This is a genomic window from Chromobacterium sp. Ag138 (assembly GCF_055181315.1).
The window spans coordinates 3,554,311-3,580,342 of sequence record NZ_JBUPWA010000001.1 but is presented as its reverse complement, the minus strand read 5'-3'; the positions used below and the strand labels follow the sequence as shown (position 1 = coordinate 3,580,342).

Here is a 26,032-nt window from a genome sequence, read left to right as displayed (position 1 = left end):
CGGACACCCCCGCGCGGGCTGCCCGCCTCCGGTTTTCCATTCGACGGCGATGCGCATTGCCCCGTCGGCGCGGGCGCTTCATACCGAGCAGATCAAGGCGCGCGGGACGGCTTCGTGCCAAAATGAAAGTTGAATAAAAATAATAAATTTATCGGAACTCGGTTCCCGATATTCCGTCTTTATACCATCCAGCCATTCAACCGGAATTCCGCCCATGCCCCACGACACTCCCTTGATCACCACCATCGTCGGCGGCCTGGTCTTCGCCTTCGCGCTGGGCGCGCTGGCGCTGCGCCTCAGGCTGCCGCCGCTGGTGGGCTATCTCTGCGCCGGCATCCTGGTCGGCCCGTTCACCCCGGGCTTCCAGGCTGACACCGCGTTGGCGCCGGAGCTGGCGGAATTGGGGGTGATCCTGCTGATGTTCGGCGTGGGCCAGCATTTCTCGATCAAGGATTTGATGGCGGTGAAGGCCATCGCCGTCCCCGGCGCGCTGGTGCAGATCGCGGTGGCGACGCTGCTGGGCATGGGCCTGTCCCATTTCCTCGGCTGGCCCTTGGGCGAGGGCGTGGTGTTCGGCCTGGCGCTGTCGGTGGCCAGCACCGTGGTGCTGTTGCGCGCGCTGGAGGAGTACGGCTGGCTGGACAGCGAGGACGGCAAGGTGGCGGTGGGCTGGCTGGTGGTGGAGGACCTGGTGATGGTGCTCACCCTGGTGCTGTTGCCGGCCTTCGCCGGCGCGCTGGGCGGCGGACAGGCCGCGCCGTCCTGGGGCCAGCTGGGCTGGACGCTGGCGCTGACCGTGGCCAAGGTGGCGGCTTTCGTCGCGCTGATGCTGGTCGTCGGCCGCCGCTTCATTCCGTGGATGCTGGAGCTCATCGTCCATACCGGCAGCCGCGAATTGTTCCGGCTGGGCGTGCTGGCCACCGCGCTGGGCGTGGCCTACGGCGCCACCCAGCTGTTCCAGATCTCGTTCGCGCTGGGCGCCTTCTTCGCCGGCATGGTGATGGCGGAGTCGCCGTTCAGCCACCGCGCCGCCGAGGAATCGCTGCCGCTGCGCGAGGCGTTCGCCGTGCTGTTCTTCGTGTCGGTGGGCATGTTGCTGGATCCGGAAGTGCTGCTGAAGGACACCCCGGTGCTGCTGGCCACCGTGCTGATCGTCGTGGTCGGCAAATCGGCGGCCGCCTACGGCATCGTGCGCCTGTTCCGCCGCAGCCACCACACCAGCCTGCGCATCGCCGCCAGCCTGTCGCAGATCGGCGAATTCTCCTTCATCCTGGCCGGCCTGGGCATGTCGCTGGGCTTGCTCAGCGCGCGCGGCCAGGCGCTGATCCTGGCCGGCTCCATCGTGTCCATCCTGTTCAACCCGATGATGTTCGCGCTGGCCGAGCGCTACAGCCGCCGCGCGGAAGCGGCGGCCTGAGCCAGATCGCCAACGCCGCCCAGGACGAGATCGCCGCTTGGCGCCGAACATTTGGCCGGCTCGGCCGCCGGCTATGATAGAATCGCGCGCAACGCGTTCAATTTGCTATGAAAAAACTCATCGCCACGCTATGCCTCTTCTGCCTCGCCCTGCCGTCGTCCGCCGGCCGCTTGCTGCCCGACGGCCTGGTGATGGGCAGGCTGGCCGGCGTCGACGACTCGGGCATCGAGTTCGTCCGCTCCGACCGCACGCTGCTGCAACGGCTATCGGCGCTGATCGCCGTCGAACCGCAGCATTTCGCGCTCGCCGCCGGCCTGCGCGTGTTCGATGAGCACAACCGCTTCCTGCTGAGCGGGCAATTGAACGCTCTGCAAGGCCGCGCCATAGGCGTGACCTTCGATCAGCAAGGCAACATCAACCGCATCTGGGCGCTGGGCGACGACGAGATCGAGGCGCTGAAACAGCGCCAGGCCCAGATCCGACCCTGAAACCGAATATCAGCGGGAAACCGAGTAGCAATGAAGAAGGTATACATCAAGACCTTCGGCTGCCAGATGAACGAGTACGATTCCGACAAGATGGCGGACGTGCTGGGCAGCGCCGAAGGCATGGTCAAGACGGACAACCCGGAAGAAGCCGACGTCATCCTGTTCAACACCTGTAGCGTGCGGGAAAAGGCCCAGGAGAAAGTGTTCTCCGATCTGGGCCGCATCCGCCCGCTGAAGGAAGCCAACCCCAACCTGATCATCGGCGTCGGCGGCTGCGTGGCCAGCCAGGAAGGCGACGCCATCGTCAAGCGCGCGCCCTTCGTCGACGTGGTGTTCGGCCCGCAGACGCTGCACCGGCTGCCGGATCTGATCGAGAGCCGCAAGCAGAGCGGCCGCTCGCAGGTGGACATCTCTTTCCCCGAGATCGAAAAGTTCGACCACATCCCGCCGGCCAAGGTGGACGGCGGCGCGGCCTTCGTCTCCATCATGGAAGGCTGTTCCAAATACTGCTCGTTCTGCGTGGTGCCGTACACCCGCGGCGAGGAAGTGTCGCGCCCGTTCGAGGACGTGCTGACCGAGATAGCCGGCCTCGCCGCCCAGGGCGTCAAGGAAATCTCGCTCCTGGGCCAGAACGTCAACGCCTACCGCGGCCTGATGAGCGACGGCGAGATCGCCGACTTCGCGCTGCTGCTGGAATACGTGCACGAGATCCCCGGCGTGGAGCGCATCCGCTTCACCACCAGCCATCCGCGCGAATTCAGCCAGCGCATCATCGACTGCTACGCCAAGCTGCCCAAGCTGGTCTCCCACCTGCACCTGCCGGTGCAGAGCGGCTCCGACCGCGTGCTGATGGCGATGAAGCGCGGCTACACCGGCCTGGAATACAAGTCCATCATCCGCAAGCTGCGCGCGATCCGTCCGGACCTGTGCCTGAGCTCCGACTTCATCGTCGGTTTCCCCGGCGAAACCGAGGCCGACTTCGAGCAGACGCTGAAACTGGTGCGCGACTGCGAGTTCGACTTCAGCTTCGTGTTCATCTACAGCCCGCGCCCGGGCACGCCGGCGTCCAACCTGCCGGACGACACCCCCCATGCGGAAAAGGTGCGCCGCCTGGAGGCGCTGAACGAGGTGATCGAAGCCAAGGGCTTCGAGATCAATCAGGCGATGGTCGGCTCGGTGCAGCGCGTGCTGGTGGAAAACGTTTCGAAAAAAGACGCCGCGATGCTGGCGGCGCGCACCGCCAACAACCGCGTGGTCAATTTCGTCGGCCATTCGCGGCTGCTCGGCCAGATGGTGGATGTCAGAATCACCGAAGCCCGTCCGCACTCGCTGGCCGGCGAGGTGGTGGTCAACGAGATCGCCTGACCGTGCGCGGAACCGGCTAGCTATGCAATGCGCATCGCGCGGCGTATGCTGGGCCGGTTCTGATACGAAGGATTTCAAGATGTTCGTCGTCTCGCTGACCTATACCGCCCCGCTGTCCGATGTCGACGCGCTGCTGGACGCCCACGTCGCCTGGCTGAAACAGGCCTACGCCGATGGCGCTTTCCTGGCCTCCGGCCGCAAGGTGCCGCGCGAGGGCGGCGTGATCCTGGCGCGCGGCGAGCGCGCGGCGCTGGAGGCCCGCCTGCGCGACGACCCGTTCGCCCAAGGCGGGGTCGCTCGCTACGACATCATCGAGTTCCTGCCCAGCATGACGGCCGCCGGGCTGGAAAGCCTGAAAGAAGCATGAGCGCGAGCGGCATCAAGGCCCTGCTGCTGGACCTCGACGACACGCTGTTCGACGACAGCCATGCCACCTTGCAGGCGTTTTCCGCCTTCATCAGGCCGCATGCCGCCCGCTTCGCCGAATCCGAAACCGAGCTGCTCCGCCGCTGGCGCGTCTGCGTCGACCGCCACTGGCGGCGCTTCGAGGCCGGCGAGCTGACGCTGGAACAGCAGCGCCACGAACGGCTGCGCGACTTTCTCGGCCTGCCGCACCTCGCCGAGGATGAAGCCGCGCGGCTGTTCCAGCCGTATATGGACGCCTATCGCCGCCACCGCCGGCTCACGCCCGGCGCGGCGGACTTTCTCGACGCCACCCGCCGCCTGATCCGCATCGTGGTCAGCAACGGCGGCGCCGAGCAGCAACGGGCCAAGCTGGCGCATCTGGGCATCGCCCACCACTTCCGCCACGTCGTCACCGTGGAGGACGCCGGCGCCGCCAAACCGGACCCGCGCATCTTCCGCCACGCGCTGGCGCTGGAAAGCCTCGCGCCCGAGCATTGCCTGATGGTGGGCGACGACCTGGAGCGCGACATCGAGCCGGCGCGCCGGCTGGGCATGGCCGCCTGCCAGGTTTCACACGGCCGCCACGCCGCCGTTTTTCAACAGTTAAGCCAACAATTGCACACGCATGAGCACTAGCGAATTCCTCAGTTTCAACCCGGTGGACAACGAGCGTCTGGCCCGCCTGTGCGGCCCGCTGGACGAGAACCTGAAACAGGTGGAAACCGGCCTGGACGTCGTCGTCCAGCGCCGCGGCGAAGCCTTCCGCGCGCAAGGCCCGGCCGCCAAGCTGGCGGTGGAGGCGCTGACCCGTCTTTACCTGCTGGCGGAAAAACAGGACATCTCGATAGACGACGTGCAACTGACGCTGGTGGAGCTGCGCCAGCAGCAATCCACCGCCGAGCAGGAAGAGTCGCCGGTGCTGGCCACCCGCCGCGGCGATCTGAAAGGCCGCACGCCTAACCAGGCCCGCTACATCAAGGCCATCCAGCAGCACGACGTCACCTTCGGCATCGGCCCGGCCGGCACCGGCAAGACCTACCTCGCCGTGGCCTGTGCGGTGGACGCGATGGAGCGCGACGCGGTCAAGCGCATCGTGCTGGTGCGCCCGGCGGTGGAGGCCGGCGAGAAGCTGGGCTTCCTGCCCGGCGACCTGGCGCAGAAGGTGGACCCATACCTGCGGCCGCTGTACGACGCGCTGTACGACCTGATGGGCTTCGACCGCGTGACCCGGCTGTTCGAGAAGAATCTGATCGAGATCGCGCCCTTGGCCTATATGCGCGGCCGCACGCTGAACCACGCCTTCATCATCCTGGACGAAGCGCAGAACACCACGCCCGAGCAGATGAAGATGTTCCTGACCCGCATCGGCTTCGGCTCGCGCGCGGTGATCACCGGCGACGTCACCCAGATCGACCTGGCGCGCCATCAGAAGAGCGGCCTGGTGGAGGTGGAGCGCATCCTCGGCCATGTGCGCGGCATCCACTTCCATCATTTCAACAGCAACGACGTGGTGCGCCATCCGCTGGTGCAGAAAATCGTCGACGCCTACGACCATTACCAAAGCAAGCAAGATGAAAAAAGCTAAACGCAACCCGCTGCTGGCCCGCCTGGCCGAGCGGCTGGAGCTGACCCTGGACGTGCGCAGCGACGCCGGCCTCCTGCCCGAGCCGGCGCTGATCCGCCGCGCCTGCCAGGCCGCGCTGCGGCGCGACGTCAAACAGGCCCAGATCAGCATCGTCATCGTCGACGCCGCTGAAGGCCGTCAGCTCAACAACGACTATCGCGGCAAGGATTATGCAACCAACGTCCTCAGCTTCGCGCTGAACGAGGGCGAGCCGGTAGCCGGCCTGCCGCTGTTCGGCGACCTGGTGCTGTGCGCGCCGGTGGTGGAGCAGGAAGCCGCCGAGCAGGGCAAGGACCTGATGGCCCACTACGCCCACCTGCTGGTGCACGGCATGCTGCACCTGCAAGGCTTCGATCACGAGGAGGACGAAGAGGCCGAAGCGATGGAAGCGCTTGAAACCGTAATCGTTAAACAGCTAGGATATCCCGATCCCTACCACGAGGAGCACATCTAAGAAATGGAAGACCCCAGTAAACCGCGGCCCAGTTGGCTTGAACGCCTGTCCACCATGCTCTTGCGCGAGCCGGAAGACCGCGAGGAGTTGATCGAGCTGTTGCACAACGCCTTCGAGCGCAACCTGCTCGACGCCGAGGCCCTAGGCATGATCGAAGGCGTGCTGGAGGTCAGCGAGCTGACCGTGCGCGACGTGATGATCCCGCGCAGCCAGATGCACGTGCTGAACATCGACGACCCGATCGCCCGCTTCCTGCCCACCGTGATCGACTCCGGCCACTCGCGCTTCCCGGTGATAGGCGAAAGCAAGGATGACGTGCAAGGCATCCTGCTGGCCAAAGAATTGCTGCGTTACTTCCATGCGCCCTCCACCTTCAATCTGAAGAACGTGCTGCGCCCGGCGGTGTTCGTGCCGGAATCCAAGCCGCTGAACGTGCTGCTGCGCGACTTCCGCGCCACCCACAACCACATGGCGGTGGTGGTCGACGAATACGGCGGCGTCTGCGGCCTGGTGACCATCGAGGACGTGATCGAGCAGATCGTCGGCGACATCGAGGACGAGTACGACATCGACGACGACGAAGACGACATCGTGCCGGTGCGCGGCAACGAGCGTTACCGCGTCAAGGCGCTGACCGAGATCGAAGACTTCAACCACTACTTCGGCACCGACTACGCCGACGACGACGTCGACACCGTCGGCGGCCTGGTGATCTCGCTGACCGGCCACCTGCCCAAGCGCGGCGAGAAGATAGAAGCCGCCGGCCTGCGCTTCACCGTGCTGCGCGCCGACAGCCGCCGCCTGGACACCCTGCTGGTGGAGCGCATCCAGCCCTCCCTCGACATGGCCGAATAAGGCTATGCTGAATGCAGCCGGCAGCCGCCGGCTGCGACTCCCGTCTTCAACTGCAACAAGCCCCATGCGAATCCTGATCCTGCTATTGGCCGCCGCGCTGGCCGGCGCCCTCACCCTGTTTGCCTTCGCCCCTTATCGGCTGTTCTGGCTGATGCCGATCGCGCTTGCCGCGCTGGTCGAGCTGCTGCAGCGCGAGCCGCGCCGCGCGTTCTGGATAGGCTATGCCTGGGGCCTGGGCGCCTATGTCAGCAACTTCCGCTGGATCTACGACAGCCTGCACGACGTGGCCGGCCTGCCGGCCTGGATCGCCGCGCCGCTGGTGCTGCTGCTACCGGCCTACCTGGCGCTGTATCCCGGCCTGGCGTCCTGGCTGGCCTGCCGCATCGATCCGCGGCCAGGCGTGCGCTGGCTGCTGGCCTTTCCCACCGCCTGGGAGCTGGGCGAATGGCTGCGCGGCTGGGTGATGACCGGCTTCCCCTGGGGCGCCGCCGGCTACTCGCAAATCACCGAAAGCCCGCTGGCCGGCTACGCGCCGCTCGGCGGCATCCATCTGGTCAGCTATCTGGTGGCGCTGTCCGCCGGCGCGCTGGCGCTGCTGGCGCGCGCCGGCATGCGGCAGCGGATCGGCATCCTGATCGCCGCCGCGCTGGTCTGGGGCAGCGGCGTGTGGCTGCGCGGCATCGAGTGGACCCATCCGGTCGGCAAGCCGATCACGGTGGCGCTGGGCCAGGGCAATATCGCCCAGGAGCTGAAATGGTCGCCGGAGAACCTGGAAAACTCGCTGCTCACCTATTACCGCCAGGTGGCGATGACCCGCGCCGACCTGATGATCCTGCCGGAAACCGCGCTGCCCTTGTTCCTTGACGATCTGCCGTCCGGCTATCTGTCGATGATCCGCGGCGAGGCGTCCCGCGCCGGCATGGCGCTGGCCACCGGCATTCCGCGCCGCACCAACGACGGCCGCGGCTACCTGAACTCGGTGGTGGCGCTGTCCGACCCCAAGATGCCCTACTACGCCAAGGACCATCTGGTGCCGTTCGGCGAATTCATTCCGCTGCCGGGCCTGATAGGCTGGATCTACCAGCACATGGACATGCCGCTGTCCGGCTTCAGCCGCGGCGGCGCGGACCAGGCGCCGCTGACGCTGGCGGGCCGCAAGGTGGCGTTCAACATCTGCTACGAGGACAGCTTCGGCGAGGAATTGATCGGCCCGGCCGCCCGCGCCGACATGCTGGCCAACGTCAGCAATCTGGCCTGGTTCGGCAAGAGCGAGGCGATGAGCCAGCACCTGCAGCTGTCGCAGGCGCGCTCGCTGGAAACCGGCCGCTACATGCTGCGCGCCACCAATAACGGCATGACCGCCATCATCCGCCCGGACGGCGAGATTTCAGCGGTGGCGGCGCCGTTCACCGCCCAGGTGCTGACCGGCTTCGCCCAAAGCCGCCAGGGCCTGACGCCTTACATGCGCGTCGGCAACCTGCCGGTCGTCATCGGCTGCGGCGCGCTGCTGCTGCTGGCCCTGCTGCTGGGCTGGCGCCGCCGCGGCCAGCACTAGGCCGCATTGATCAAAAAGCCCGGCGCGTCTCCGCTGCCGGGCTTTCCGCATCCCGTCCCGCGCGGCCGCCGCGCGCCGCTCAGCCCCTCACCGAGAAGCGCGACACCAGTTGCCGCAGATTGGCCGCCAGCTGGTGCATATTGTGGATCGCCTGCGACGCCGACTGCGACGCCGACGCGTTGCTGGTGGCGCTGTGGGCGATCTGCTCCACATGCTGGGCGATGGTCTGGCTGGCCGCGCTCTGTTCCTGCAGCGCGTGGGAAATGTCGCCGATCACGGCCACCACGCCGCTGGCGCTGTCCTGGATGCGGGCGATCTCGGAACCCGCCTGCTCCGCCCTTCACCCGGGACACGCCTCCTCCATGCCGCCTGCTCCGCCCCCTGCTGCACATCCTGGATCATGGAGGCGATTTCCTGCGTCGCCTGCGCCGTGCGCTCGGACAGCTTGCGCACCTCGTCGGCCACCACCGCGAAGCCCCGGCCCATCTCGCCGGCCCGCGCCGCCTCGATCGCCGCGTTCAAGGCCAGCAGATTGGTCTGGTCGGCAATGTCCTTGATCACCTGCATGATGCTGGAAATGGTCTGGGTCTTGTCCGCCAGGCTGGTGATGATGCCCGAGGTCTGGTCCACCGCGTCGTTGATGCGCCGCATTTCGCTGACTGCCTCGGCGATCACCGCGCCGCCGCTCTTGGACAGCGTGCCGGACTCGTTGGCTAGATTCCGCGCGTCTTGCGAGCGGTCGGAAATGTGATTGACGCTGACGGTCAGCTGCTCGATCGACGCCGCCATCGCCGTGGCCGCCGCGCTCTGCTGCTCGGAGCCGCGCCCCACCGCCTCGGCCTCGCCGGTCACCTTGCTGCTGACCTGTGACAGCTGGTTGGCGCCGTCTATGATGTCGCGCACCAGCCGCTCCAGCTCGCGCTGCATCGCGCCCACCGCCGACATCAGGCTGTCCTGGTCGCCCTCCCTCACCGCCACGTCCTGGTCCAGATGGCCGGCGGCGATGCGCTTGACCACCGCCACCGTCTCCTGCGGATCGGCGCCCAGCTGGCCCAGCACATTGCGCAGTATCATGCCGCCCATGCCCAGCAGCACCAGCAGCGCCGCCGCCAGCACGCCGCCCAGCCACAGCAGCTCCCGATGGAAGGCCGCGGACACGTCGTCCAGATAAATGCCGGTGCCGACGATCCAATGCCACTTCGGCGTGGTGGTGACATAGGAAATCTTCGGCTGGGGCTGGTCGAAGCCAGGCTTGCTCCACACGTATTCGCCATAACCGCCGCCGCCCGGCGATGAGATCGCGTTCTGGAACAGCGTCTTCAACTCGACGCCGTTCGGATCCTTCACTCCGGCCAGGTTCTTGCCGATCAGCTCCGGCTTGGCGCCGTGGGCGACGTAATTCCAATCGGCGTCGTAGGCGAAGAAGTAGTCCGCCTTCTCGTAATGCATCGAGCTCAGCGCCTTGGACAGCATGCGCTTGGCGTCGTCCTCGCCGATCTTGCCGCTTTCCACCAGCTTCTCGTAACTGGACACCAGGCCCACCGCGCTCTGCACCAGATTGCGCACCTTGTCCTGCCTGTCCTGCAGCATCACCTGGCGCTGGTTGTACACCGATACCACGCCCAGGCCGCACACCACGACCACGACCAAAGCCATCAAACCGACCAGCCGGGCCTTCAGGCTCATGCCTGCGTTTGCCATTTCCCGCTCCTTCCCCAACCCCGCACGTATTCGTGCTTGTTTTGATAGTTCGACTACAAAATTAGTCTAGAAACGGATGCCCTCCGCCGCCACGCCGTTTTGCGGATCCCGATCAAGCTCAAGGCTCGCAGGCATGAAAAAGCCCGGACATGCCGGGCTTGAGGAAAGGGTCGATCAGACGCGGAAGCTGGAGAACAGCTGCCGCATGCTGCTGGCCGACTGCGACAGCTCGGACAGCGTGTCGCGCACGGTCTGCAGCGCGTCGTCGCTGTCGACGATGCGGCCGTTGATCTGCTCGGTGCTCTGGGCGATCATCGTGGTGGCCTTGTGCTGTTCGCTGGTGGACAGGGTGATTTCGTTCATCTTGGCCATCACTTCCTGCATCGCCTGCTGGATCTGCTCGATGCGCTGCACCGCGCCCAGCGTCAGCTCCACGCCGCCGTCCACCGAACTGACGGTGCGCTGCATATTGCTGACCGCCTGGCTGGTTTCCTCGCGGATGGTGCTGACCATACCGGAAATCTCCACCGTGGCCTGCCCGGTGCGCTCTGCCAGCTTGCGCACCTCGTCGGCCACCACGGCGAAGCCGCGGCCCATCTCGCCGGCGCGCGCCGCCTCGATCGCCGCGTTCAACGCCAACAGATTGGTCTGGTCGGCGATGTCCTTGATCACATTGGTGATGCCGCTGATCTGCTGCGAACGCTGATCGAGCGAGCCCAGCATGGTGGACAGCCCCTTCACCGCCTCGACGGTGCTGTTCATCTCCTGCGAGATCTGCTGCATGCCGTGCGCGCTCTCGCTGGACACCTGGCCGGTATGGTTGACCAGGCCATCCGCCTCGCGGGCCGCGTCGGCGATGTGCGAGATGCTGACGGTGATCTCCTCCAGCGTGGCGGCATTGGAGCTGGACACGTCGGAAATCTGGCGCGAATCGTGCGCCACCTTGTCCACGGTATCGGTCACGCTCTCGACGCCGCCGGTCACGCGCTCGGCCTCTTCCTTCACCGCGATGAACATCTTCTGCAGCTGGCCGATGAAGCGGTTGAACGCGGTGGCGGTTTCGGCGATCTCATCCTGGCCGGTCACCTGGATGCGGCGGGTCAGGTCGCCTTCACCCTGGGAGATTTCCAGCATCGCGTTGCGCAGGCGGCCGAGGCCGGCCAGCATCTTGCTCAGCATCACGCTCGCCACCGGGATCAGGATCACCACGCACAGCGCGCCGATGCCGATCACCGTCAGCAGCAAGGTGTTCAGCGGACCGGTGACCACCGACTCGTCGGTCACCACGCCCAGCAGCCAGTTGGTGCCTTCCACCGGCTGCACCTCGATCAGCTTGTTGTCGCCGCCGATGCTGATGCTTTCCATCGAGGTGCTGGCCGCCAGCTTGGTCAAGCGGTCGCTGGTCAGCTCCGGCACTTTCTCGGACAACGGCTTCAACGTGAGGCTGGCGTCCGGGTGGGCGATCACCTTGCCGCTCTTGTCGACCAGAAACGCGTAGCCGTTGCCGCGCAGCTTCACCGACAGCACGGTCTTGACCAGATCGTCGATGAAGATGTCGCCGCCGACCACCGCCTTCAGCGTGCTGCCGTCCTTGACCGGCGACACAAAGGTGACCACCAGTTTCTTGGTGTCGAAATCAACATAGGGATCGGACACGCCGGGATTGCCGCTGGCCGCCGCCTGCTGATACCACGGCCGCGCCACCGGGTCGTAGCCTTGCGGCTGCGGCTTCATGTCGGAGCGGATCATCACATGGTCGGCGGTGCCGATATAGGTCATGTCGAAGCCGCCCGCCTGGCTCATCCTGGCCAGGGTCTGGCGCGGATCCGGCGTGCCCACCAGCGGATTCGCCGCGATCACCACGCCCACCTTGCTCTTGTACCAGCTGCTCACCAGGGCCGAGTAGCCCTTGGAGGTGCCGCCCAATTCATTATCGACGCCCCGCACGATCTCATTCCGCATCTGGCCGTAGACCAGCACGGTAATCACCATACCCAGCAATATCAGCAGCAGGGCAATCACTGCAATCAGCTTGACACGCAAAGAGCGCATTGTTCTTCCTCCTCATCCCCAATTACTTGCCAGGCCGCATCGGCCGCGGCTTGCGGCATCGGGCGCTGTTATCTTGTAAACCTCTACTCAGGTTTAGTCCGAATAAGCATAAAGCTCAACGAACAATTCCCTTATCGCGAACTTTGCCCTCCATTTTTCCCGATGGCATCAAACATCCACCCCATCGGCAGCGCCGGCCATCGCACGACAGTCCGACAATAAGCGGCGGGCATCTCAATGTAAATGGCCGGTCGCAGATATGCAATGCCCGCGTTACAACTTGCCGCCTTCATTCAGGCGCCATGCTTGAAAATCGGCATGCGCCCCTCCCTGAGCGCGCTTGCCGTGCTAGCATGCCGCCAATACGACAACGGAGATCTCCATGCATCTGAGCGCCATGTTCGTCCATCCGGTGAAATCCTGCCGCGGCATCGCCTTCGACCGCGCCTACGCGAGCAAGCTGGGCCTGCTTCACGACCGCGAATGGCTGCTGGTCACCCCGGACGGCCAACAGATCACCGCGCGGACGCATCCTCAACTGGTCACCGTCCGCGCGGAACTGTTGCCGGGCGGCGTGCTGCTTCACCACGCCGGCAAACCGCCGATCTTCGCGATGGCCACCGTCTACACCCGGCCTCATCCGGCCCAGGTGTGGAAAGACGGCTTCCAGGCCTGGCACGGCGACGAGCGCGTCGACGCCTGGTTCGCCGACCTCCTCGGCTGCGAATGCCGGCTGCTGTGGCTGGGCGCGCAATCCAACCGCGCGTTCAAGGGCGGGCCCGAGACGATGAGCTTCGCCGATGGCTACCCTTTCCTGCTGGTCAACCAGGCCTCGCTCGACGATTTGAACCGCCAGCTCTCCGAGCCCGTCACCCTGCGCCACTTCCGCCCCAATCTCGTCGTGACCGGCGCCTATCCCTGGGAAGAAGACGATTGGCAGGTGATCCGCATCGGCCAGGTTGAATTCGACGTGATGAAACCCTGCGCGCGCTGCGTGCTGACTACCGTGGATCCGGATCTGGGCGAAAAACGCGCCGACGGCGAGCCGCTGCAGACCCTGGTCCGCACCCGCCGCCTGGATGAGGGCGTCTGCTTCGGCATGAACCTGCGCGCTCGCAACGAAGGCGTGCTGGAACTGGGCGCTGCGGTCGAGGTGCTGGAGCAGCGCTACAGCTTCTAGACTGCGCGGCCGGCAAATGCTTACAATCTGTCAATGAATCTGCAAGCGCTCATTGAAGATATTCGGCAGCAAGTACTGCCGTTTTACGACCGCGGCCAGGTCGCCGACTACATCCCGGCGCTGGCCTCGGTGCCGCCGCATCAGTTCGGCTTCGCCATCCACACCCTGGCTGGGCAGGAATATGGCTGCGGCGACGCCGACATTCCTTTCTCGATCCAAAGCATCAGCAAAGCCTTCATGCTGGCCCTGACGCTGCAAGCCGACGGCGAAGCGCTGTGGCGCCATGTCGGCAAGGAACCATCAGGCAATCCGTTCAATTCGCTGGTGCAACTGGAATACGAGCACGGCATTCCGCGCAATCCCTTCATCAACGCCGGCGCGCTGGCGGTCACCGACCGCGCGATCCGCCACTTCGGCGACGCGCACGCGCAGCTGCTGGCCTGGCTGCGGAATGAGGCCGGCAACCCCGGCCTGTTCGCCGACGAGGCGATCGCCGCCTCGGAACGCGAGCACGGCGACCGCAACGCGGCGCTGGCCCACTTCATGAAGAGCTATGGCAATCTCGACCATCCGGTGGAGACGGTGCTGGATCATTATTTTCACAACTGCAGCATCGCGATGAGCTGCCGCGAGCTGGCCCGCTCCGGCCTATTCCTCGCCAATCACGGCGCCTCGCCCCAGACCGGACGACAATACCTGACCCGCAGCCAGGCCAAACAGGTGAACGCCGTCATGCTGACCTGCGGCACCTACGACGCCGCCGGGGAATTCGCCTACCGCGTCGGCCTGCCGGTGAAAAGCGGCGTAGGCGGCGGCTTGCTGGCGGTGATTCCGGGCAAGATGAGCATCGCGGTATGGAGTCCGCAGCTGGATGCCCGCGGCAACTCGGTGCTGGGCCTGGAGGCGCTGGACCGCTTCACCACCCGCACCGGCCTGTCCATCTTCTAGACGCGGCAAAGCCGGGCCCGCTAGGCAAGCCCAGCTTTCCGGACATGAAAAAAGCCAGCTCCGAGGAGCTGGCTTTTTCTTTCAACTTCGTCGATTAATCGGCGGAGTTGTCTTCTACGGCAACGGCGTCTTCCGGACGGTCCACCAGCTCTACCAGAGCCATCGGGGCGTTGTCGCCCTTGCGGAAACCATACTTCAGAATGCGCACGTAACCGCCATTGCGGGTAGCGTAGCGCGAGCCGAGCACGTCGAAGAGTTTAACCACGATTTCGCGGTCACGGGTGCGGTCGAACGCCAGACGACGGTTGGCGAGAGACGGCTTTTTGCCGAGCGTGATGAGCGGCTCGGCCACACGACGCAGTTCCTTGGCCTTCGGCAGCGTGGTCACGATAACTTCGTGCTTCAGCAGCGAGTTGGCCATGTTACGCAGCATCGCCAGACGATGGCTGGTCGTGCGGTTCAGTTTACGATTACTGTAACGATGACGCATTGTTAATGTCCTTTAGTCTCAAACTTACGGCTTTTCCAGACCAGCCGGAGGCCAGTTCTCAAGCTTCATGCCGAGAGTCAGGCCCTTGGAAGCGAGAACTTCCTTGATCTCGTTCAGCGACTTGCGGCCGAGGTTCGGAGTCTTCAGAAGCTCGGTTTCGGTGCGCTGGATCAGATCGCCGATGTAATAAATGTTCTCTGCTTTCAGGCAGTTGGCCGAACGGACCGTCAGTTCAAGATCGTCTACCGGACGCAGCAGGATCGGATCGATCGGCGGCGCCTTTTCAACGACTTCTTCAACCGCTGTGCCCTGGAGGTCAGCAAAGATCGACAGCTGATCCATCAGGATGCGGGCTGCGTTGCGCACAGCCTGCTCCGGCTCGATCACGCCGTTGGTCTCGATGTCGAGAACCAGGCGGTCGAGGTCGGTACGCTGTTCCACACGGGCGCTTTCCACAGCGAAGCTCACGCGGCGAACCGGCGAGAAGGAAGCGTCCAGTTGGATGGTACCGATGGAACGGTTGTCGTCATGGCTGGTGCGAACGGACACCGGCTGATAGCCGCGGCCCTTCTCCACCTTGACCTCCATGTCGATCTTGCCGCCGGAGGAGATGTGACAAATCACGTGTTCCGGATTGATCACTTCCACATCATGCGGCAGCTCGATATCGCTAGCCAAGACAGCGCCCTCGCCTTCCTTTTTCAAGGTCAGCACGACACTGTCGCGACCATGCAGCTTAAGCACTACGCCCTTGAGGTTGAGGAGGATGTCAACGACATCCTCCCGCACGCCGTCAAGCGCGGAATACTCATGCAAAACGCCAGCGATAGTCACTTCGGTCGGAGCATAGCCCGGCATCGACGACAGCAGGATACGACGCAGCGAATTGCCCAGAGTATGGGCATAGCCGCGCTCGAACGGCTCCATCGACACGCGAGCGTGAGTGGCGGAAACCGGCTGTACGTCGATCAGACGAGGTTTCAGAAATTCCGAAGCGCTGTTTTGCATAGTCATTCCCTAAGAGCTAGCGATTACTTGGAGTAGAATTCCACAACGAGTTGTTCGTTGATATCGCTAGACAGTTCGGAACGTTCCGGAGTGGATTTGAAAACGCCTTCCATTTTCTTGGAGTCAACAGACACCCAAGACGGGAAGCCGCCTTGCTCGGCCAGAGCCAGGCCTTCGACGATACGGGCCTGCTTCTTGGCCTTCTCACGGACGGTCACTACGTCACCGGCTTTAACCTGGTAGGACGGAATGTTCACAACCTGGCCGTTCACAACGATAGCCTTGTGGCTGACCAGCTGGCGCGCTTCGGCGCGAGTGGAGCCAAAGCCCATGCGATATACAACGTTGTCCAGGCGGGACTCAAGCAGCTTCAGCAGGTTTTCACCCGTGGAGCCCTTGCGGCGGACAGCTTCCGCAAAGTAGTTGCGGAACTGACGCTCGAGTACGCCGTAGATGCGGCGGATTTTCTGCTTTTCACGCAGCTGGACGCCGTAGTCCGACAGACGGCCGCGACGGGCGCCGTGCTGGCCGGGGGCAGCATCCAGTTTGCATTTGGAATCCAGTGCACGACGCGCGCTCTTCAGGAAAAGGTCGGTGCCTTCACGACGAGCGAGTTTGCACTTCGGGCCAATATAACGTGCCATGTTCTCACACTCTCCGAATTAGATACGACGTTTTTTGGGCGGACGGCAACCGTTGTGCGGTACCGGCGTCACGTCGGAGATGCTGGTGATCTTGAAACCCAGCGAGTTGAGTGCGCGAACAGCGGATTCACGACCCGGGCCCGGGCCTTTAATACGAACTTCGAGGTTCTTCACACCATATTCTTGGGCAACTTTACCAGCGTGCTCTGCAGCTACCTGAGCGGCAAAGGGTGTACTCTTGCGCGAGCCCTTAAAACCAGCGCCGCCAGAGGTAGCCCAAGACAGTGCATTGCCTTGACGGTCGGTGATAGTGATGATGGTGTTGTTGAACGAAGCGTGCACGTGCACGATACCTTCGCTAACAGACTTGCGCACTTTTTTACGTACACGGACAGCTGTGTTTGCTTTAGCCATTCTCTGTGTTCCTTAGTTTACTTCTTGCCGGCAATCGCCTTGCGCGGACCCTTGCGAGTACGGGCATTGGTGCGAGTGCGCTGACCGCGGCACGGCAAGCCGCGACGATGGCGGAAGCCGCGATAGCAGCCCATGTCCATCAGACGCTTGATGCTCATGGTGATTTCACGACGCAGATCACCTTCTACGGTGAACTTGGCGACTTGATCACGCAGAGTCTCCATTTCAGCTTCAGTCAGATCCTTCACCTTGGTGGAAGGATTCACGCCAGCTGCAGCACAGATTTGCTGAGCGCGAGTCTGACCGACGCCGAAAATTGCCTGCAGGCCGATAACGGCATGCGCATGATTGGGGATGTTTACCCCTGCAATACGGGCCATACTCTTTCCTTAAGCCTTAAGACCTTGAAAAGTTTGCGATTGTATCACGCAAATCGAGGTCTAACAAATGTTAGCCTTGTTTTTGCTTGTGACGCGGGTCCGTGCAGATCACGCGAACTACGCGATTGCGACGGATGATTTTGCAATTACGGCAAATCTTCTTTACAGAAGGCTGTACTCGCATGTTCAGATCCTTTCAAATCCAAAAAAGAGCGAATGCGTTACTTCGCACGGAACACAATGCGGGCCCGGGACAGATCGTATGGGGTCAACTCCACAGTCACCTTGTCACCCGGCAGGATGCGGATGTAGTGCATCCGCATCTTCCCAGAGATATGCCCGAGTACCACGTGTCCATTTTCGAGCTTGATCTTGAAAGTTGCGCTGGGCAAATTTTCCAAGATCTCGCCTTGCATCTGGATAGTGTCTTCCTTAGCCATATAACCCAGTGTCAACTCGTGTGTCAGCGGGTAAGGGCGTTGCCTTTGAAGTTGGCCTTCTTCAGCAAGCTCTCGTACTGATGCGACAACACGTAGGACTGCACCTGCGCCATGAAGTCCATCGTCACCACCACGATGATCAGCAGCGATGTACCACCGAAATAGAACGGCACGTTCCACTTCAGGATCAGGAATTCCGGCAACAAGCAGACCAGCGTGATGTAGATCGCACCGATCAGCGTCAGCCGCAGGATGATCTTCTCGATATAACGAGAAGTTTGCTCACCTGGACGGATGCCCGGAATGAACGCCCCGCTCTTCTTCAGGTTGTCCGCCGTTTCCTTCGGGTTGAAAACCAACGCCGTGTAGAAATAGCAGAAGAAGATGATCGCCGCCGCGTACAGCAGCACATAGATCGGCTGGCCCGGGTGCAGCTTGTCAGCCACGCCCTTCAGCCAAGCCATGTGCTCGCCCTGGCCGAACCAACCGAGAACGGTGGCCGGGAACAGGATGATGCTGGAGGCGAAGATCGGGGGAATCACCCCCGCCATGTTCAGCTTGAGCGGCAGATGCGTGCTCTGGCCTTGCATGACGCGATTGCCCACTTGACGCTTGGCGTAGTTCACCAGCACCTTGCGCTGGCCACGCTCTGCGTAGACAACGAGGAAGGTGACCAGGATCACACCGACAAACAGCAAGACGGCAAACAGAATGGGCAAAGAGCCCTGGCTGGTCAGAGTCAGGGTCTTACCGATCGCAGCCGGAACACCCGCGGCGATACCCGCGCAGATGATCAGCGAGATACCGTTGCCGATACCGCGCTCGGTGATCTGTTCGCCCAACCACATCAGGAACATGGTTCCGGTGACCAGAGACACCACGGTTGTCAGATAAAACTCCCACTGAGCAGTCATCACCAGGTTAGGCTGCTTGTACAACATCACCGCGATGCCGAAACTTTGGAAAGTTGCGAGCGCCACGGTGGCATAACGCGTGTACTGGGTTATCTTGCGACGTCCCGCATCGCCTTCCTTCTTCAGCTGCTTCAGGCTGGGCAGAACCTCGGCCGCAAGCTGCAGAATGATGGAAGCCGAGATGTACGGCATGATGCCCAGGGCAAATACCGTAAACCTCGAGAGGGCGCCGCCCGAGAACATGTTGAACATGTCGAGCAGGCCCGTCTGCGATGTGTGGAACAACTTCGCTAGTTCGGCAGGGTTAATACCCGGGACCGGAATATGGGCGCCGATGCGATAAACGATCAGCGCGCCAATCAGGAACCAGATACGACGCTTCAGATCACCAAACTTATTGGCATTGGCCACTAGAGAAGTATTCGCCACAAATTTATGCCTTATTCAATGCTGCCGCCGGCAGCCTCGATGGCAGCGCGGGCGCCAGCGGTAACGCTGATACCACGCAGTTTGACCGCGCGCTCAACCTTGCCGGACAGGACCACTTTGGCAACGAGTGCCTGGGCAGCCACCAGACCGGCTTGCTTGAGAGCCAGCAGATCGATTTCATCGACCGGCAGCAGGTTCAGTTCGGACAGGCGAACTTCGCATACGAAGCGAGCCGTCAGAGACTTGAAGCCGCGCTTCGGCAGACGACGTTGCAGCGGCATTTGACCGCCTTCGAAGCCTACCTTGTGGAAACCACCGGCACGGCTCTTCTGACCCTTGTGGCCGCGGCCGCAAGTCTTGCCCAGGCCGGAACCGATGCCACGGCCTACACGGCGCTTGGCATGCTTGGCGCCGACGCCCGGTTGTACGGTGTTCAGCAGCATCTCTTAGCCCTCGAATTTGAGCAGGTAGCTGATCTTGTTGATCATGCCACGGTTTTCAGGGGTATCGAGCACTTCAACAGTCTGACGAATCTTCTTCAGACCCAGACCGCGGGCGCAAGCCTTGTGAGACTCCAGGCGACCGATCAGGCTCTTTACCAGAGTGACCTTGACAGTCTTGGCGTTACTCATGACCCACCCCCAGGATGTCCTCGATGCTCAGGCCACGCTTGGCGGCGATTTGAGCCGGGGTATTGATCTTGCTCAGGCCGTCCAGAGTCGCACGCACCACGTTGTACGGGTTCGTGGAGCCATGGATCTTGGCCGAAACATTGTGGATACCCATTGCGTCGAAGATCGCGCGCATCGGACCACCGGCCTTCACGCCAGTACCATCCTTTGCCGGCTGGATCAGGACGCGAGTCGCGCCGTGACGGCCTTCAACGGTGTGCTTCACGGTACCGTTGTAGAGCTTGATCTTCACCATGTTGTGGCGGGCTTGTTCCATTGCCTTTTGTACGGCAACCGGAACTTCCTTGGAACGGCCCTTACCCATGCCGATACCGCCGTCGCCATCACCAACCACGGTCAGGGCGGAGAAAGCCATGATACGGCCGCCCTTAACCACTTTGGTGACGCGGTTGACGCTGATCATTTTCTCGACCAGACCGTCGCCGCGATCTTCCATTTCGTGCTTAGCCATTCTTTACTCCGAATTAGAATACGAGGCCGTGTTCGCGAGCGGCGTCAGCCAGTGCCTTCATGCGACCGTGGTATTTGAAACCGGAACGATCGAAAGCAACTTGCTCGATGCCAGCGGCTTTTGCCTTTTCGGCAATGCGCTGACCGATCACGGCTGCAGCTGCCACGTTGCCACCATTGGCCATTGCGGAGCGAACATCGGCTTCCAGCGAGGAAGCGCTGGCCAGTACCTTGTTGCCGGTCTCGTCAATGATCTGGGCGTAAATGTGGCTGTTGGTGCGGTGTACAGAGAGACGCACCATCTTGAGCTCCGCGATCCGAGCACGGGTTTTACGTGCGCGGCGGAGTCGAGTCTGTTTCTTGTCCATGTCAGTGCCTCAGTTACTTCTTCTTGGTTTCTTTCAGAACCACAACCTCGTCGGCATAACGCACGCCCTTGCCCTTGTAAGGCTCCGGCGAACGGTAAGCGCGAATCTCGGCTGCGACCTGGCCCACGAGCTGCTTGTCAGCGCCCTTGACCAGAATCTCGGTCTGAGTCGGAGTCTCAACTTTGACGCCAGCGGGCATCTTGTGAGCCACCGGGTGCGAGAAACCCAGAGACAGGTTCAGGGTATCGCCTTGGGCTTGGGCACGATAGCCCACGCCGACCAGCTGCAGCTTCTTCTCGAAGCCCTTGGATACGCCGTTCACCATGTTGTTCAACAGGGCGCGCAGGGTGCCGGACATGGCACGAGCGAACTTGCTGTCGTTCTTGGCGGCGAAAGTCAGCTGGTTGTTGTCCAGCTTGACTTCCACGTCGTTGCACAGAGCGGTGCTCAGGGAGCCCAGGGCGCCCTTGACAGTCACATCTGCAGCGCCGAACTTGACTTCGACGCCGGCCGGAATGGCTACCGGATTCTTAGCTACGCGAGACATTTGACCCCCTTACGCCACGACGCAGAGCAGTTCGCCGCCGATACCGGCAGCGCGCGCCTTGCGATCGGTCATCACGCCGCTGGAGGTGGACAGGATCGCCACGCCCAGGCCGTTCATGACCTTCGGGATTTCGGTGGAGCCCTTGTACACGCGCAGGCCAGGACGGGATACGCGCTCGATGCGCTCGATCACCGGACGGCCAGCGTAGTACTTGAGCTGGATATCGAGAACAGGCATCAACACTTCGCCGGCGACGGCGAAGTCTTCGATGTAGCCTTCTTCTTTCAACACCTGCGCCAGCGCAACCTTCAGCTTCGAGCAAGGCATGGAAACCTTGATTTTGGAAGCTTGTTGGCCGTTGCGGATGCGGGTCAACATATCGGAAATAGGATCGTGCATGCTCATTTATGTGTCTCCTATTACCAGCTGGCCTTCACAACACCCGGAATCTCACCCTTCATGGCGATCTCACGCAGCTTGTTGCGACCCAAACCGAATTTACGGAACACACCACGCGGACGACCGGTCACGGCGCAGCGGCGACGCTGGCGAACCGGAGAAGCGTTGCGCGGCAGTTGCTGCAGTTGCAGGCGGGCGGCGAAACGCTCTTCTTCCGAGAGGTTCTGGTTGTTGATGGTGGCGATCAGGGCATCACGCTTGGCGGAGAATTTCTCAGCCAGCTTGACGCGCTTCTCTTCACGGTTGATCAGTGCAAGTCGTGCCATGTGCTTAACCCTTGAACGGGAACTTGAACGCGGCCAGCAGAGCGCGGGCCTCTTCGTCAGTCTTCGCCGAGGTAGTGATAGTGATGTTCATACCACGCAGAGCATCGATCTTGTCGTACTCGATTTCCGGGAAGATGATCTGTTCTTTGACGCCCATGTTGTAGTTGCCGCGGCCGTCGAAAGACTTGGCGGAAACACCACGGAAGTCGCGAACTCGCGGCAGCGCGATGGTGACCAGGCGGTCCAGGAACTCATACATGCGTTCGCGACGCAGAGTTACCTTGCAACCAACCGGATAGTCGTCGCGAATCTTGAAGCCTGCGATGGACTTGCGAGCGGTGGTGACAACCGGCTTCTGGCCGGCGATCTTTTCCATGTCGCCCACGGCGAATTCCATTACCTTCTTATCGGCAACGGCTTCACCCACGCCCATGTTCACGGTGATCTTCTCGATACGCGGAACTTGCATGATCGACTTGTAGCCGAACTGTTTCATCAGTTCCGGCACTACGCTGTCTTTGTAGAAATCGTAGAGACGTGCCATGTTTGCTCCTTAGGCGCCGATAACTTCGCCGCTGGACTTGAACACGCGCACCTTGCGGCCGTCTTCAAGAACCTTGAAGCCTACGCGGTCAGCCTTTTGGCTTGCCGGATTGAAAATCGCGACGTTAGAAGCGTCGATGGGCATGGTCTTCTCGACGATACCGCCAGCTACGCCACGTACCGGGTTCGGCTTCTGGTGTTTCTTGGCGACATTCACGCTTTCCACAACCAGCTTGGTTTCCAGAACACGCAGGACAGTGCCGCGCTTACCCTTGTCTTTGCCGGTGATTACTACGACTTCATCACCCTTGCGAATCTTGCGCATGCGACCTCTCCTTACAGCACTTCAGGAGCCAGCGATACGATCTTCATGAAACGCTCGGTACGCAGTTCGCGCGTAACGGGTCCGAAGATGCGTGTGCCGATCGGCTCAAGCTTGTTGTTGAGCAGAACAGCAGCGTTGCTGTCAAACTTGATCAAAGAGCCGTCGGGACGACGCACGCCTTTGGCAGTGCGTACCACGACCGCGTTGTATACGTCGCCTTTTTTGACGCGACCACGCGGAGCGGCATCCTTGATGCTCACCTTGATGATGTCACCTACGCTAGCATAGCGACGCTTGGAGCCACCCAGCACTTTGATGCACTGAACATGACGTGCACCAGTGTTGTCAGCGACCTCAAGCATGGTCTGCATTTGGATCATTTGAGATTACCTTTCTAATCCAACTTTATCCGTCACTTTCCACTGCCGTTAGCCTGGGCATGTGTCGCCAGACTCGAACAGCGGAAACGCCACAGAACATTCTGTGGCGTGTCAAACGGCCAGTTTTGGACCCCGTAAGGGCGGAACTCCTACGCAGTTAGCGCGTAGGAGATGGCCATTATACAGAGGGACACAGCCCTCTGCAAGCTTTATACCTGACGAGATTTCTCAACCAGGCCAGTTACCACCCACGACTTGGTCTTCGAGAGCGGGCGGGACTCGCTGATGATCACCAGATCGCCTGCCTTGAACTCGTTGTTTTCGTCGTGCGCGTGGAACTTCTTGGAGCGACGGATAATCTTGCCGTAGATCGGGTGCTTGACTTTGCGCTCGACCAGAACGGTCACAGTCTTATCCATCTTGTCGCTGACCACAACGCCGGTCAGCGTACGTACTACTTTGGTTTCGCTCATCTTAAACTGCCTTTTCTTTCAGAACGGTACGCACACGAGCAATGTCGCGACGCACTTTCTTCAGTTCAGAGGTCTTGGCGAGTTGCTGAGTAGCGTGCTGCATGCGCAGCGCAAACTGGGCCTTCAGCAGGCTCAGCAGTTCCACCTTCAGCTCGTCAACAGTTTTGGCTTTCAGTTCGGACGCTTTCATTACTGACCTACCTGTTTGGTTACGAACACAGTGGCGATCGGCAGCTTGGCGGCGGCCAGACGGAAAGCTTCGCGAGCGAGTTCCTCGGATACGCCATCCATTTCGTACAGCATCTTGCCAGGCTGAATTTCAGCCACGTAGTACTCCGGAGAGCCCTTACCCCCGCCCATACGGACTTCGGCAGGCTTGGAGGTGATCGGCTTGTCCGGGAAGATACGGATCCAGATGCGGCCGCCACGCTTGATGTGACGGGTCATCGCACGACGCGCAGCTTCGATCTGACGCGCGGTCAGACGACCACGACCAATAGCCTTCAGACCGAAATCACCAAAGCTCACCTTGTTGCCACGAGTGGCGATACCGGTGTTACGGCCTTTGTGCTGTTTACGGTACTTGAGTCTAGTTGGCTGCAGCATTGCGGGCACCCTTTCTCATTTTCTTCTCGGGAGCTGCCGGCGCGGCCACAACCTGGCCCGGCTTCAGCTCACCTTTGTACACCCATACCTTGATGCCGATGATGCCGTAGGTGGTCTTGGCTTCGGAGGTAGCGTAGTCCACATCGGCGCGCAGGGTATGCAGCGGCACGCGGCCTTCGCGGTACCACTCGCTGCGAGCGATGTCGATGCCGTTCAGACGGCCGGACGACATGATCTTGATGCCTTCGGCACCCAGACGCATGGCGTTCTGCATGGCGCGCTTCATGGCGCGACGGAACATCACGCGCTTCTCCAGCTGGGAAGCGATGCCGTCGGCGATGATTTGCGCGTCCAGTTCCGGCTTGCGAACTTCTTCGATGTTCACGTGGACCGGAACGCCCAGGCGCTTTTGCAGTTCTTGCTTCAGAACTTCAATGTCTTCGCCCTTCTTGCCGATCACGACGCCCGGACGGGCGCTGTGAATGGTGATGCGGGCGGACTTGGCCGGACGCTCGATGGTTACGCGGCCAACCGAAGCGTGACCCAGACGCCTCTTCAGGAATTCGCGAACTTCGATATCCTGTTTCAGCATTTCCGGGAAGTTCTGCGAGGACGCGAACCACTTGGAAGACCAGTTTTTGTTAACGGCAAGACGGAATCCCGTCGGATGAATCTTCTGACCCATTTCTTACCCCTTAATTGCCAACGGTCAAGGAAATGTGGCAGGTCTGCTTTTCGATGCGATTGCCACGACCCTTAGCACGGGCAGTGAAACGCTTCAGACTAGCGCCCTTGTCAACAAAGATGCTGGTGACACGCAGGGTGTCGATGTCAGCGCCTTCGTTGTGCTCGGCGTTAGCGATTGCAGATTCCAGCACTTTCTTGATGATTACCGCGCCCTTCTTCGGGGAGAAGGCCAGGATATTCAGCGCCTGGGCCACGGATTGACCGCGGACCAGATCGGCTACCAGACGGCACTTTTGAGCCGAAAGGCGAACACTTTTCAGATTTGCAGATACTCTCATCGCTTCACCTTACTTCTTCTTCGCCTTCTTGTCGGCAGCGTGGCCTTTGAAGGTTCGAGTCAGAGAGAATTCACCCAGTTTGTGGCCGACCATGTTTTCAGAAACATAGACCGGAACGTGAGTGCGACCGTTGTGCACAGCGATGGTCAGACCAATAAAGTCCGGCAGGATGGTCGAACGACGCGACCAGGTCTTGATCGGACGCTTGTCGCTGGTTGCCCGCACCGCATCCACCTTCTTCAGGAGATGCAGATCGACGAACGGGCCTTTTTTCTGCGAACGTGCCATTGTCAATTACCCTTTGTTGGAATAGCGACGGCGTACGATCATGTTGTCGGTACGCTTGTTGCGACGGGTACGGAAGCCCTTGGCCGGAGTGCCCCACGGGCTAACCGGTACGCGGCCTTCGCCAGTGCGGCCTTCACCACCACCGTGCGGGTGGTCGATCGGGTTCATCGCCGTACCGCGAACGGTCGGGCGAACACCGCGCCAACGGGATGCGCCAGCCTTGCCCAGCTTGCGCAGGGAGTGCTCTTCGTTACCCACTTCACCAACGGTCGCACGGCAATCGACGTGCACCAGGCGGATCTCGCCAGAGCGCAGACGCAGTTGAGCGTACACGCCTTCGCGAGCCAGCAGCATTGCAGAAGCGCCAGCGGAACGAACCATCTGAGCGCCCTTGCCGGGTTGCATTTCCACGCAGTGGATAGTGGTACCCACCGGGATGTTGCGGATCGGCAGAGCGTTACCGGCCTTGATCGGAGCCTCGGAGCCGGACAGCAGCACGGCGCCAACCTTCACGCCGCGCGGAGCGACGATGTAGCGGCGTTCGCCATCGGCGTAGCACAACAGAGCGATGTGGGCGGTGCGGTTCGGATCGTATTCGATGCGTTCCACTTTCGCCGGGATGCCATCCTTGTTGCGACGGAAGTCGATCAGACGGTAGTGCTTCTTATGGCCGCCACCACGATGACGCGTGGTGATGTGGCCATTGTTGTTACGGCCGCCGGTCGAGTTTTTCTTCTCAACCAGGGCAGCGTGCGGAGCACCTTTGTGCAGGTCAGGGTGTACCACCTTGACAACGGCACGGCGGCCCGCGGAAGTCGGTTTTACCTTAACGATAGGCATGCTCTAT

39 protein-coding genes are annotated in these 26,032 nt (G+C 61.8%); 11 read left to right on the top strand and 28 right to left on the bottom strand.

Annotated elements, in window-relative coordinates; genetic code table 11:
• Positions 1-214: 214 nt before the first annotated feature.
• From ACY3GB_RS16750 to lnt, 9 genes are all read left to right on the top strand, one after another.
• A complete protein-coding gene (locus ACY3GB_RS16750) occupies positions 215-1,417 on the top strand; it encodes a cation:proton antiporter domain-containing protein (RefSeq protein WP_463089726.1) in 1,203 nt (400 codons plus the stop codon).
• Positions 1,418-1,524: 107 nt separating this feature from the next.
• Positions 1,525-1,905 (top strand): hypothetical protein, encoded by a 381-nt coding sequence (locus ACY3GB_RS16745; protein WP_463089725.1) that lies wholly within the window; start codon positions 1,525-1,527, stop codon positions 1,903-1,905.
• Between the two features lie 30 nt (positions 1,906-1,935).
• Complete coding sequence (gene miaB, locus ACY3GB_RS16740; RefSeq protein ID WP_463089724.1) at positions 1,936-3,270, top strand: tRNA (N6-isopentenyl adenosine(37)-C2)-methylthiotransferase MiaB; 1,335 nt, start codon at positions 1,936-1,938, stop codon at positions 3,268-3,270.
• A 79-nt stretch (positions 3,271-3,349) separates the two neighbouring features.
• Positions 3,350-3,637, top strand: a complete 288-nt coding sequence (locus tag ACY3GB_RS16735) for a YciI family protein (RefSeq protein WP_463089723.1) — start codon at positions 3,350-3,352, stop codon at positions 3,635-3,637.
• The gene (locus ACY3GB_RS16730) at positions 3,634-4,311 is read left to right on the top strand and encodes an HAD family hydrolase (RefSeq protein WP_463089722.1); all 678 of its coding nucleotides are present in this window, start codon (positions 3,634-3,636) and stop codon (positions 4,309-4,311) included. Before ACY3GB_RS16735 ends, ACY3GB_RS16730 begins: the two co-directional genes overlap by 4 nt.
• A complete protein-coding gene (locus ACY3GB_RS16725; RefSeq protein WP_463089721.1) occupies positions 4,301-5,260 on the top strand; it encodes a PhoH family protein in 960 nt (319 codons plus the stop codon). Before ACY3GB_RS16730 ends, ACY3GB_RS16725 begins: the two co-directional genes overlap by 11 nt.
• Complete coding sequence (gene ybeY, locus ACY3GB_RS16720) at positions 5,247-5,753, top strand: rRNA maturation RNase YbeY (protein ID WP_463089720.1); 507 nt, start codon at positions 5,247-5,249, stop codon at positions 5,751-5,753. Before ACY3GB_RS16725 ends, ybeY begins: the two co-directional genes overlap by 14 nt.
• A gap of 3 nt (positions 5,754-5,756) precedes the next feature.
• A complete protein-coding gene (locus ACY3GB_RS16715) occupies positions 5,757-6,608 on the top strand; it encodes an HlyC/CorC family transporter (protein WP_463089719.1) in 852 nt (283 codons plus the stop codon).
• 64 nt (positions 6,609-6,672) lie between these two features.
• Positions 6,673-8,163 (top strand): apolipoprotein N-acyltransferase, encoded by a 1,491-nt coding sequence (gene lnt / locus ACY3GB_RS16710; RefSeq protein WP_463089718.1) that lies wholly within the window; start codon positions 6,673-6,675, stop codon positions 8,161-8,163.
• A gap of 79 nt (positions 8,164-8,242) precedes the next feature.
• Here the strand turns inward: lnt and ACY3GB_RS16705 are convergent, their stop codons facing one another.
• The 3 genes from ACY3GB_RS16705 to ACY3GB_RS16695 all read right to left on the bottom strand — a co-directional run bounded on the left by ACY3GB_RS16705 (position 8,243) and on the right by ACY3GB_RS16695 (position 11,916).
• Positions 8,243-8,449: a hypothetical protein gene (locus tag ACY3GB_RS16705; RefSeq protein ID WP_463089717.1), complete on the bottom strand. Its 207-nt coding sequence runs from the start codon at positions 8,447-8,449 to the stop codon at positions 8,243-8,245.
• Positions 8,437-9,864: a methyl-accepting chemotaxis protein gene (locus ACY3GB_RS16700; protein WP_463089716.1), complete on the bottom strand. Its 1,428-nt coding sequence runs from the start codon at positions 9,862-9,864 to the stop codon at positions 8,437-8,439. Before ACY3GB_RS16700 ends, ACY3GB_RS16705 begins: the two co-directional genes overlap by 13 nt.
• 174 nt (positions 9,865-10,038) lie before the next feature.
• Positions 10,039-11,916: a methyl-accepting chemotaxis protein gene (locus ACY3GB_RS16695; protein WP_463089715.1), complete on the bottom strand. Its 1,878-nt coding sequence runs from the start codon at positions 11,914-11,916 to the stop codon at positions 10,039-10,041.
• 382 nt (positions 11,917-12,298) lie between these two features.
• On the opposite strand from ACY3GB_RS16695, the gene ACY3GB_RS16690 reads away from it, so the two are divergent.
• Positions 12,299-13,096 carry an MOSC domain-containing protein gene (locus ACY3GB_RS16690; RefSeq protein ID WP_463089714.1) on the top strand — a complete coding sequence of 266 codons (798 nt, stop codon included), beginning with the start codon at positions 12,299-12,301 and terminating at the stop codon, positions 13,094-13,096.
• Between the two features lie 33 nt (positions 13,097-13,129).
• The gene (locus tag ACY3GB_RS16685; protein ID WP_463089713.1) at positions 13,130-14,044 is read left to right on the top strand and encodes a glutaminase; all 915 of its coding nucleotides are present in this window, start codon (positions 13,130-13,132) and stop codon (positions 14,042-14,044) included.
• Between the two features lie 94 nt (positions 14,045-14,138).
• On the opposite strand, the gene rplQ is transcribed toward ACY3GB_RS16685, so the two are convergent.
• From rplQ to rplB, 25 genes are all read right to left on the bottom strand, one after another.
• On the bottom strand, positions 14,139-14,534 hold the full coding sequence (gene rplQ, locus ACY3GB_RS16680; RefSeq protein WP_021478373.1) for a 50S ribosomal protein L17: 396 nt from the start codon (positions 14,532-14,534) through the stop codon (positions 14,139-14,141).
• Between the two features lie 24 nt (positions 14,535-14,558).
• The gene (locus tag ACY3GB_RS16675) at positions 14,559-15,542 is read right to left on the bottom strand and encodes a DNA-directed RNA polymerase subunit alpha (RefSeq protein WP_021478372.1); all 984 of its coding nucleotides are present in this window, start codon (positions 15,540-15,542) and stop codon (positions 14,559-14,561) included.
• A gap of 23 nt (positions 15,543-15,565) precedes the next feature.
• Positions 15,566-16,186, bottom strand: coding sequence for a 30S ribosomal protein S4 (gene rpsD, locus ACY3GB_RS16670; RefSeq protein WP_021478371.1), 621 nt, complete (start codon positions 16,184-16,186; stop codon positions 15,566-15,568).
• An 18-nt stretch (positions 16,187-16,204) separates the two neighbouring features.
• The gene (gene rpsK / locus ACY3GB_RS16665; RefSeq protein WP_011137709.1) at positions 16,205-16,600 is read right to left on the bottom strand and encodes a 30S ribosomal protein S11; all 396 of its coding nucleotides are present in this window, start codon (positions 16,598-16,600) and stop codon (positions 16,205-16,207) included.
• Positions 16,601-16,617: 17 nt separating this feature from the next.
• Positions 16,618-16,980, bottom strand: coding sequence for a 30S ribosomal protein S13 (gene rpsM / locus ACY3GB_RS16660; RefSeq protein ID WP_021478370.1), 363 nt, complete (start codon positions 16,978-16,980; stop codon positions 16,618-16,620).
• A gap of 70 nt (positions 16,981-17,050) precedes the next feature.
• A complete protein-coding gene (gene rpmJ, locus ACY3GB_RS16655) occupies positions 17,051-17,164 on the bottom strand; it encodes a 50S ribosomal protein L36 (protein ID WP_011137711.1) in 114 nt (37 codons plus the stop codon).
• A gap of 37 nt (positions 17,165-17,201) precedes the next feature.
• Positions 17,202-17,420 (bottom strand): translation initiation factor IF-1, encoded by a 219-nt coding sequence (gene infA, locus ACY3GB_RS16650; protein ID WP_031296780.1) that lies wholly within the window; start codon positions 17,418-17,420, stop codon positions 17,202-17,204.
• A 23-nt stretch (positions 17,421-17,443) separates the two neighbouring features.
• Entirely contained in the window at positions 17,444-18,763 is a 1,320-nt protein-coding gene (gene secY / locus ACY3GB_RS16645) for a preprotein translocase subunit SecY (protein WP_021478368.1), read from the bottom strand.
• An 11-nt stretch (positions 18,764-18,774) separates the two neighbouring features.
• Entirely contained in the window at positions 18,775-19,206 is a 432-nt protein-coding gene (gene rplO / locus ACY3GB_RS16640) for a 50S ribosomal protein L15 (RefSeq protein WP_021478367.1), read from the bottom strand.
• A gap of 3 nt (positions 19,207-19,209) precedes the next feature.
• The gene (rpmD, locus tag ACY3GB_RS16635) at positions 19,210-19,395 is read right to left on the bottom strand and encodes a 50S ribosomal protein L30 (protein WP_011137715.1); all 186 of its coding nucleotides are present in this window, start codon (positions 19,393-19,395) and stop codon (positions 19,210-19,212) included.
• Positions 19,388-19,906 (bottom strand): 30S ribosomal protein S5, encoded by a 519-nt coding sequence (gene rpsE, locus ACY3GB_RS16630; RefSeq protein WP_021478366.1) that lies wholly within the window; start codon positions 19,904-19,906, stop codon positions 19,388-19,390. Before rpsE ends, rpmD begins: the two co-directional genes overlap by 8 nt.
• Before the next feature lie 13 nt (positions 19,907-19,919).
• Complete coding sequence (rplR, locus tag ACY3GB_RS16625) at positions 19,920-20,273, bottom strand: 50S ribosomal protein L18 (RefSeq protein WP_021478365.1); 354 nt, start codon at positions 20,271-20,273, stop codon at positions 19,920-19,922.
• A gap of 13 nt (positions 20,274-20,286) precedes the next feature.
• Positions 20,287-20,820, bottom strand: a complete 534-nt coding sequence (gene rplF / locus ACY3GB_RS16620; RefSeq protein WP_021478364.1) for a 50S ribosomal protein L6 — start codon at positions 20,818-20,820, stop codon at positions 20,287-20,289.
• 9 nt (positions 20,821-20,829) lie between these two features.
• The gene (gene rpsH / locus ACY3GB_RS16615; RefSeq protein ID WP_463089712.1) at positions 20,830-21,225 is read right to left on the bottom strand and encodes a 30S ribosomal protein S8; all 396 of its coding nucleotides are present in this window, start codon (positions 21,223-21,225) and stop codon (positions 20,830-20,832) included.
• Between the two features lie 14 nt (positions 21,226-21,239).
• A complete protein-coding gene (gene rpsN / locus ACY3GB_RS16610; protein WP_082107071.1) occupies positions 21,240-21,545 on the bottom strand; it encodes a 30S ribosomal protein S14 in 306 nt (101 codons plus the stop codon).
• Positions 21,546-21,549: 4 nt separating this feature from the next.
• A complete protein-coding gene (rplE, locus tag ACY3GB_RS16605) occupies positions 21,550-22,089 on the bottom strand; it encodes a 50S ribosomal protein L5 (protein WP_021478362.1) in 540 nt (179 codons plus the stop codon).
• Positions 22,090-22,098: 9 nt separating this feature from the next.
• Positions 22,099-22,413, bottom strand: coding sequence for a 50S ribosomal protein L24 (rplX, locus tag ACY3GB_RS16600; RefSeq protein WP_463089711.1), 315 nt, complete (start codon positions 22,411-22,413; stop codon positions 22,099-22,101).
• An 11-nt stretch (positions 22,414-22,424) separates the two neighbouring features.
• Positions 22,425-22,793, bottom strand: coding sequence for a 50S ribosomal protein L14 (gene rplN, locus ACY3GB_RS16595; protein ID WP_011137723.1), 369 nt, complete (start codon positions 22,791-22,793; stop codon positions 22,425-22,427).
• Between the two features lie 209 nt (positions 22,794-23,002).
• On the bottom strand, positions 23,003-23,266 hold the full coding sequence (gene rpsQ / locus ACY3GB_RS16590; protein ID WP_021478361.1) for a 30S ribosomal protein S17: 264 nt from the start codon (positions 23,264-23,266) through the stop codon (positions 23,003-23,005).
• 1 nt (position 23,267) lies between these two features.
• Positions 23,268-23,456 carry a 50S ribosomal protein L29 gene (gene rpmC / locus ACY3GB_RS16585; RefSeq protein WP_021478360.1) on the bottom strand — a complete coding sequence of 63 codons (189 nt, stop codon included), beginning with the start codon at positions 23,454-23,456 and terminating at the stop codon, positions 23,268-23,270.
• Positions 23,456-23,872 carry a 50S ribosomal protein L16 gene (rplP, locus tag ACY3GB_RS16580; protein ID WP_011137726.1) on the bottom strand — a complete coding sequence of 139 codons (417 nt, stop codon included), beginning with the start codon at positions 23,870-23,872 and terminating at the stop codon, positions 23,456-23,458. The genes rpmC and rplP overlap by 1 nt, the downstream gene beginning before the upstream one ends.
• On the bottom strand, positions 23,856-24,557 hold the full coding sequence (rpsC, locus tag ACY3GB_RS16575; protein WP_463089710.1) for a 30S ribosomal protein S3: 702 nt from the start codon (positions 24,555-24,557) through the stop codon (positions 23,856-23,858). The genes rplP and rpsC overlap by 17 nt, the downstream gene beginning before the upstream one ends.
• Positions 24,558-24,567: 10 nt before the next feature.
• Positions 24,568-24,897 carry a 50S ribosomal protein L22 gene (rplV, locus tag ACY3GB_RS16570; RefSeq protein ID WP_021478358.1) on the bottom strand — a complete coding sequence of 110 codons (330 nt, stop codon included), beginning with the start codon at positions 24,895-24,897 and terminating at the stop codon, positions 24,568-24,570.
• Between the two features lie 9 nt (positions 24,898-24,906).
• On the bottom strand, positions 24,907-25,185 hold the full coding sequence (rpsS, locus tag ACY3GB_RS16565) for a 30S ribosomal protein S19 (protein WP_011137729.1): 279 nt from the start codon (positions 25,183-25,185) through the stop codon (positions 24,907-24,909).
• A gap of 6 nt (positions 25,186-25,191) precedes the next feature.
• Positions 25,192-26,025: a 50S ribosomal protein L2 gene (rplB, locus tag ACY3GB_RS16560; protein WP_104946070.1), complete on the bottom strand. Its 834-nt coding sequence runs from the start codon at positions 26,023-26,025 to the stop codon at positions 25,192-25,194.
• Between the last annotated feature and the right edge of the window lie 7 nt (positions 26,026-26,032).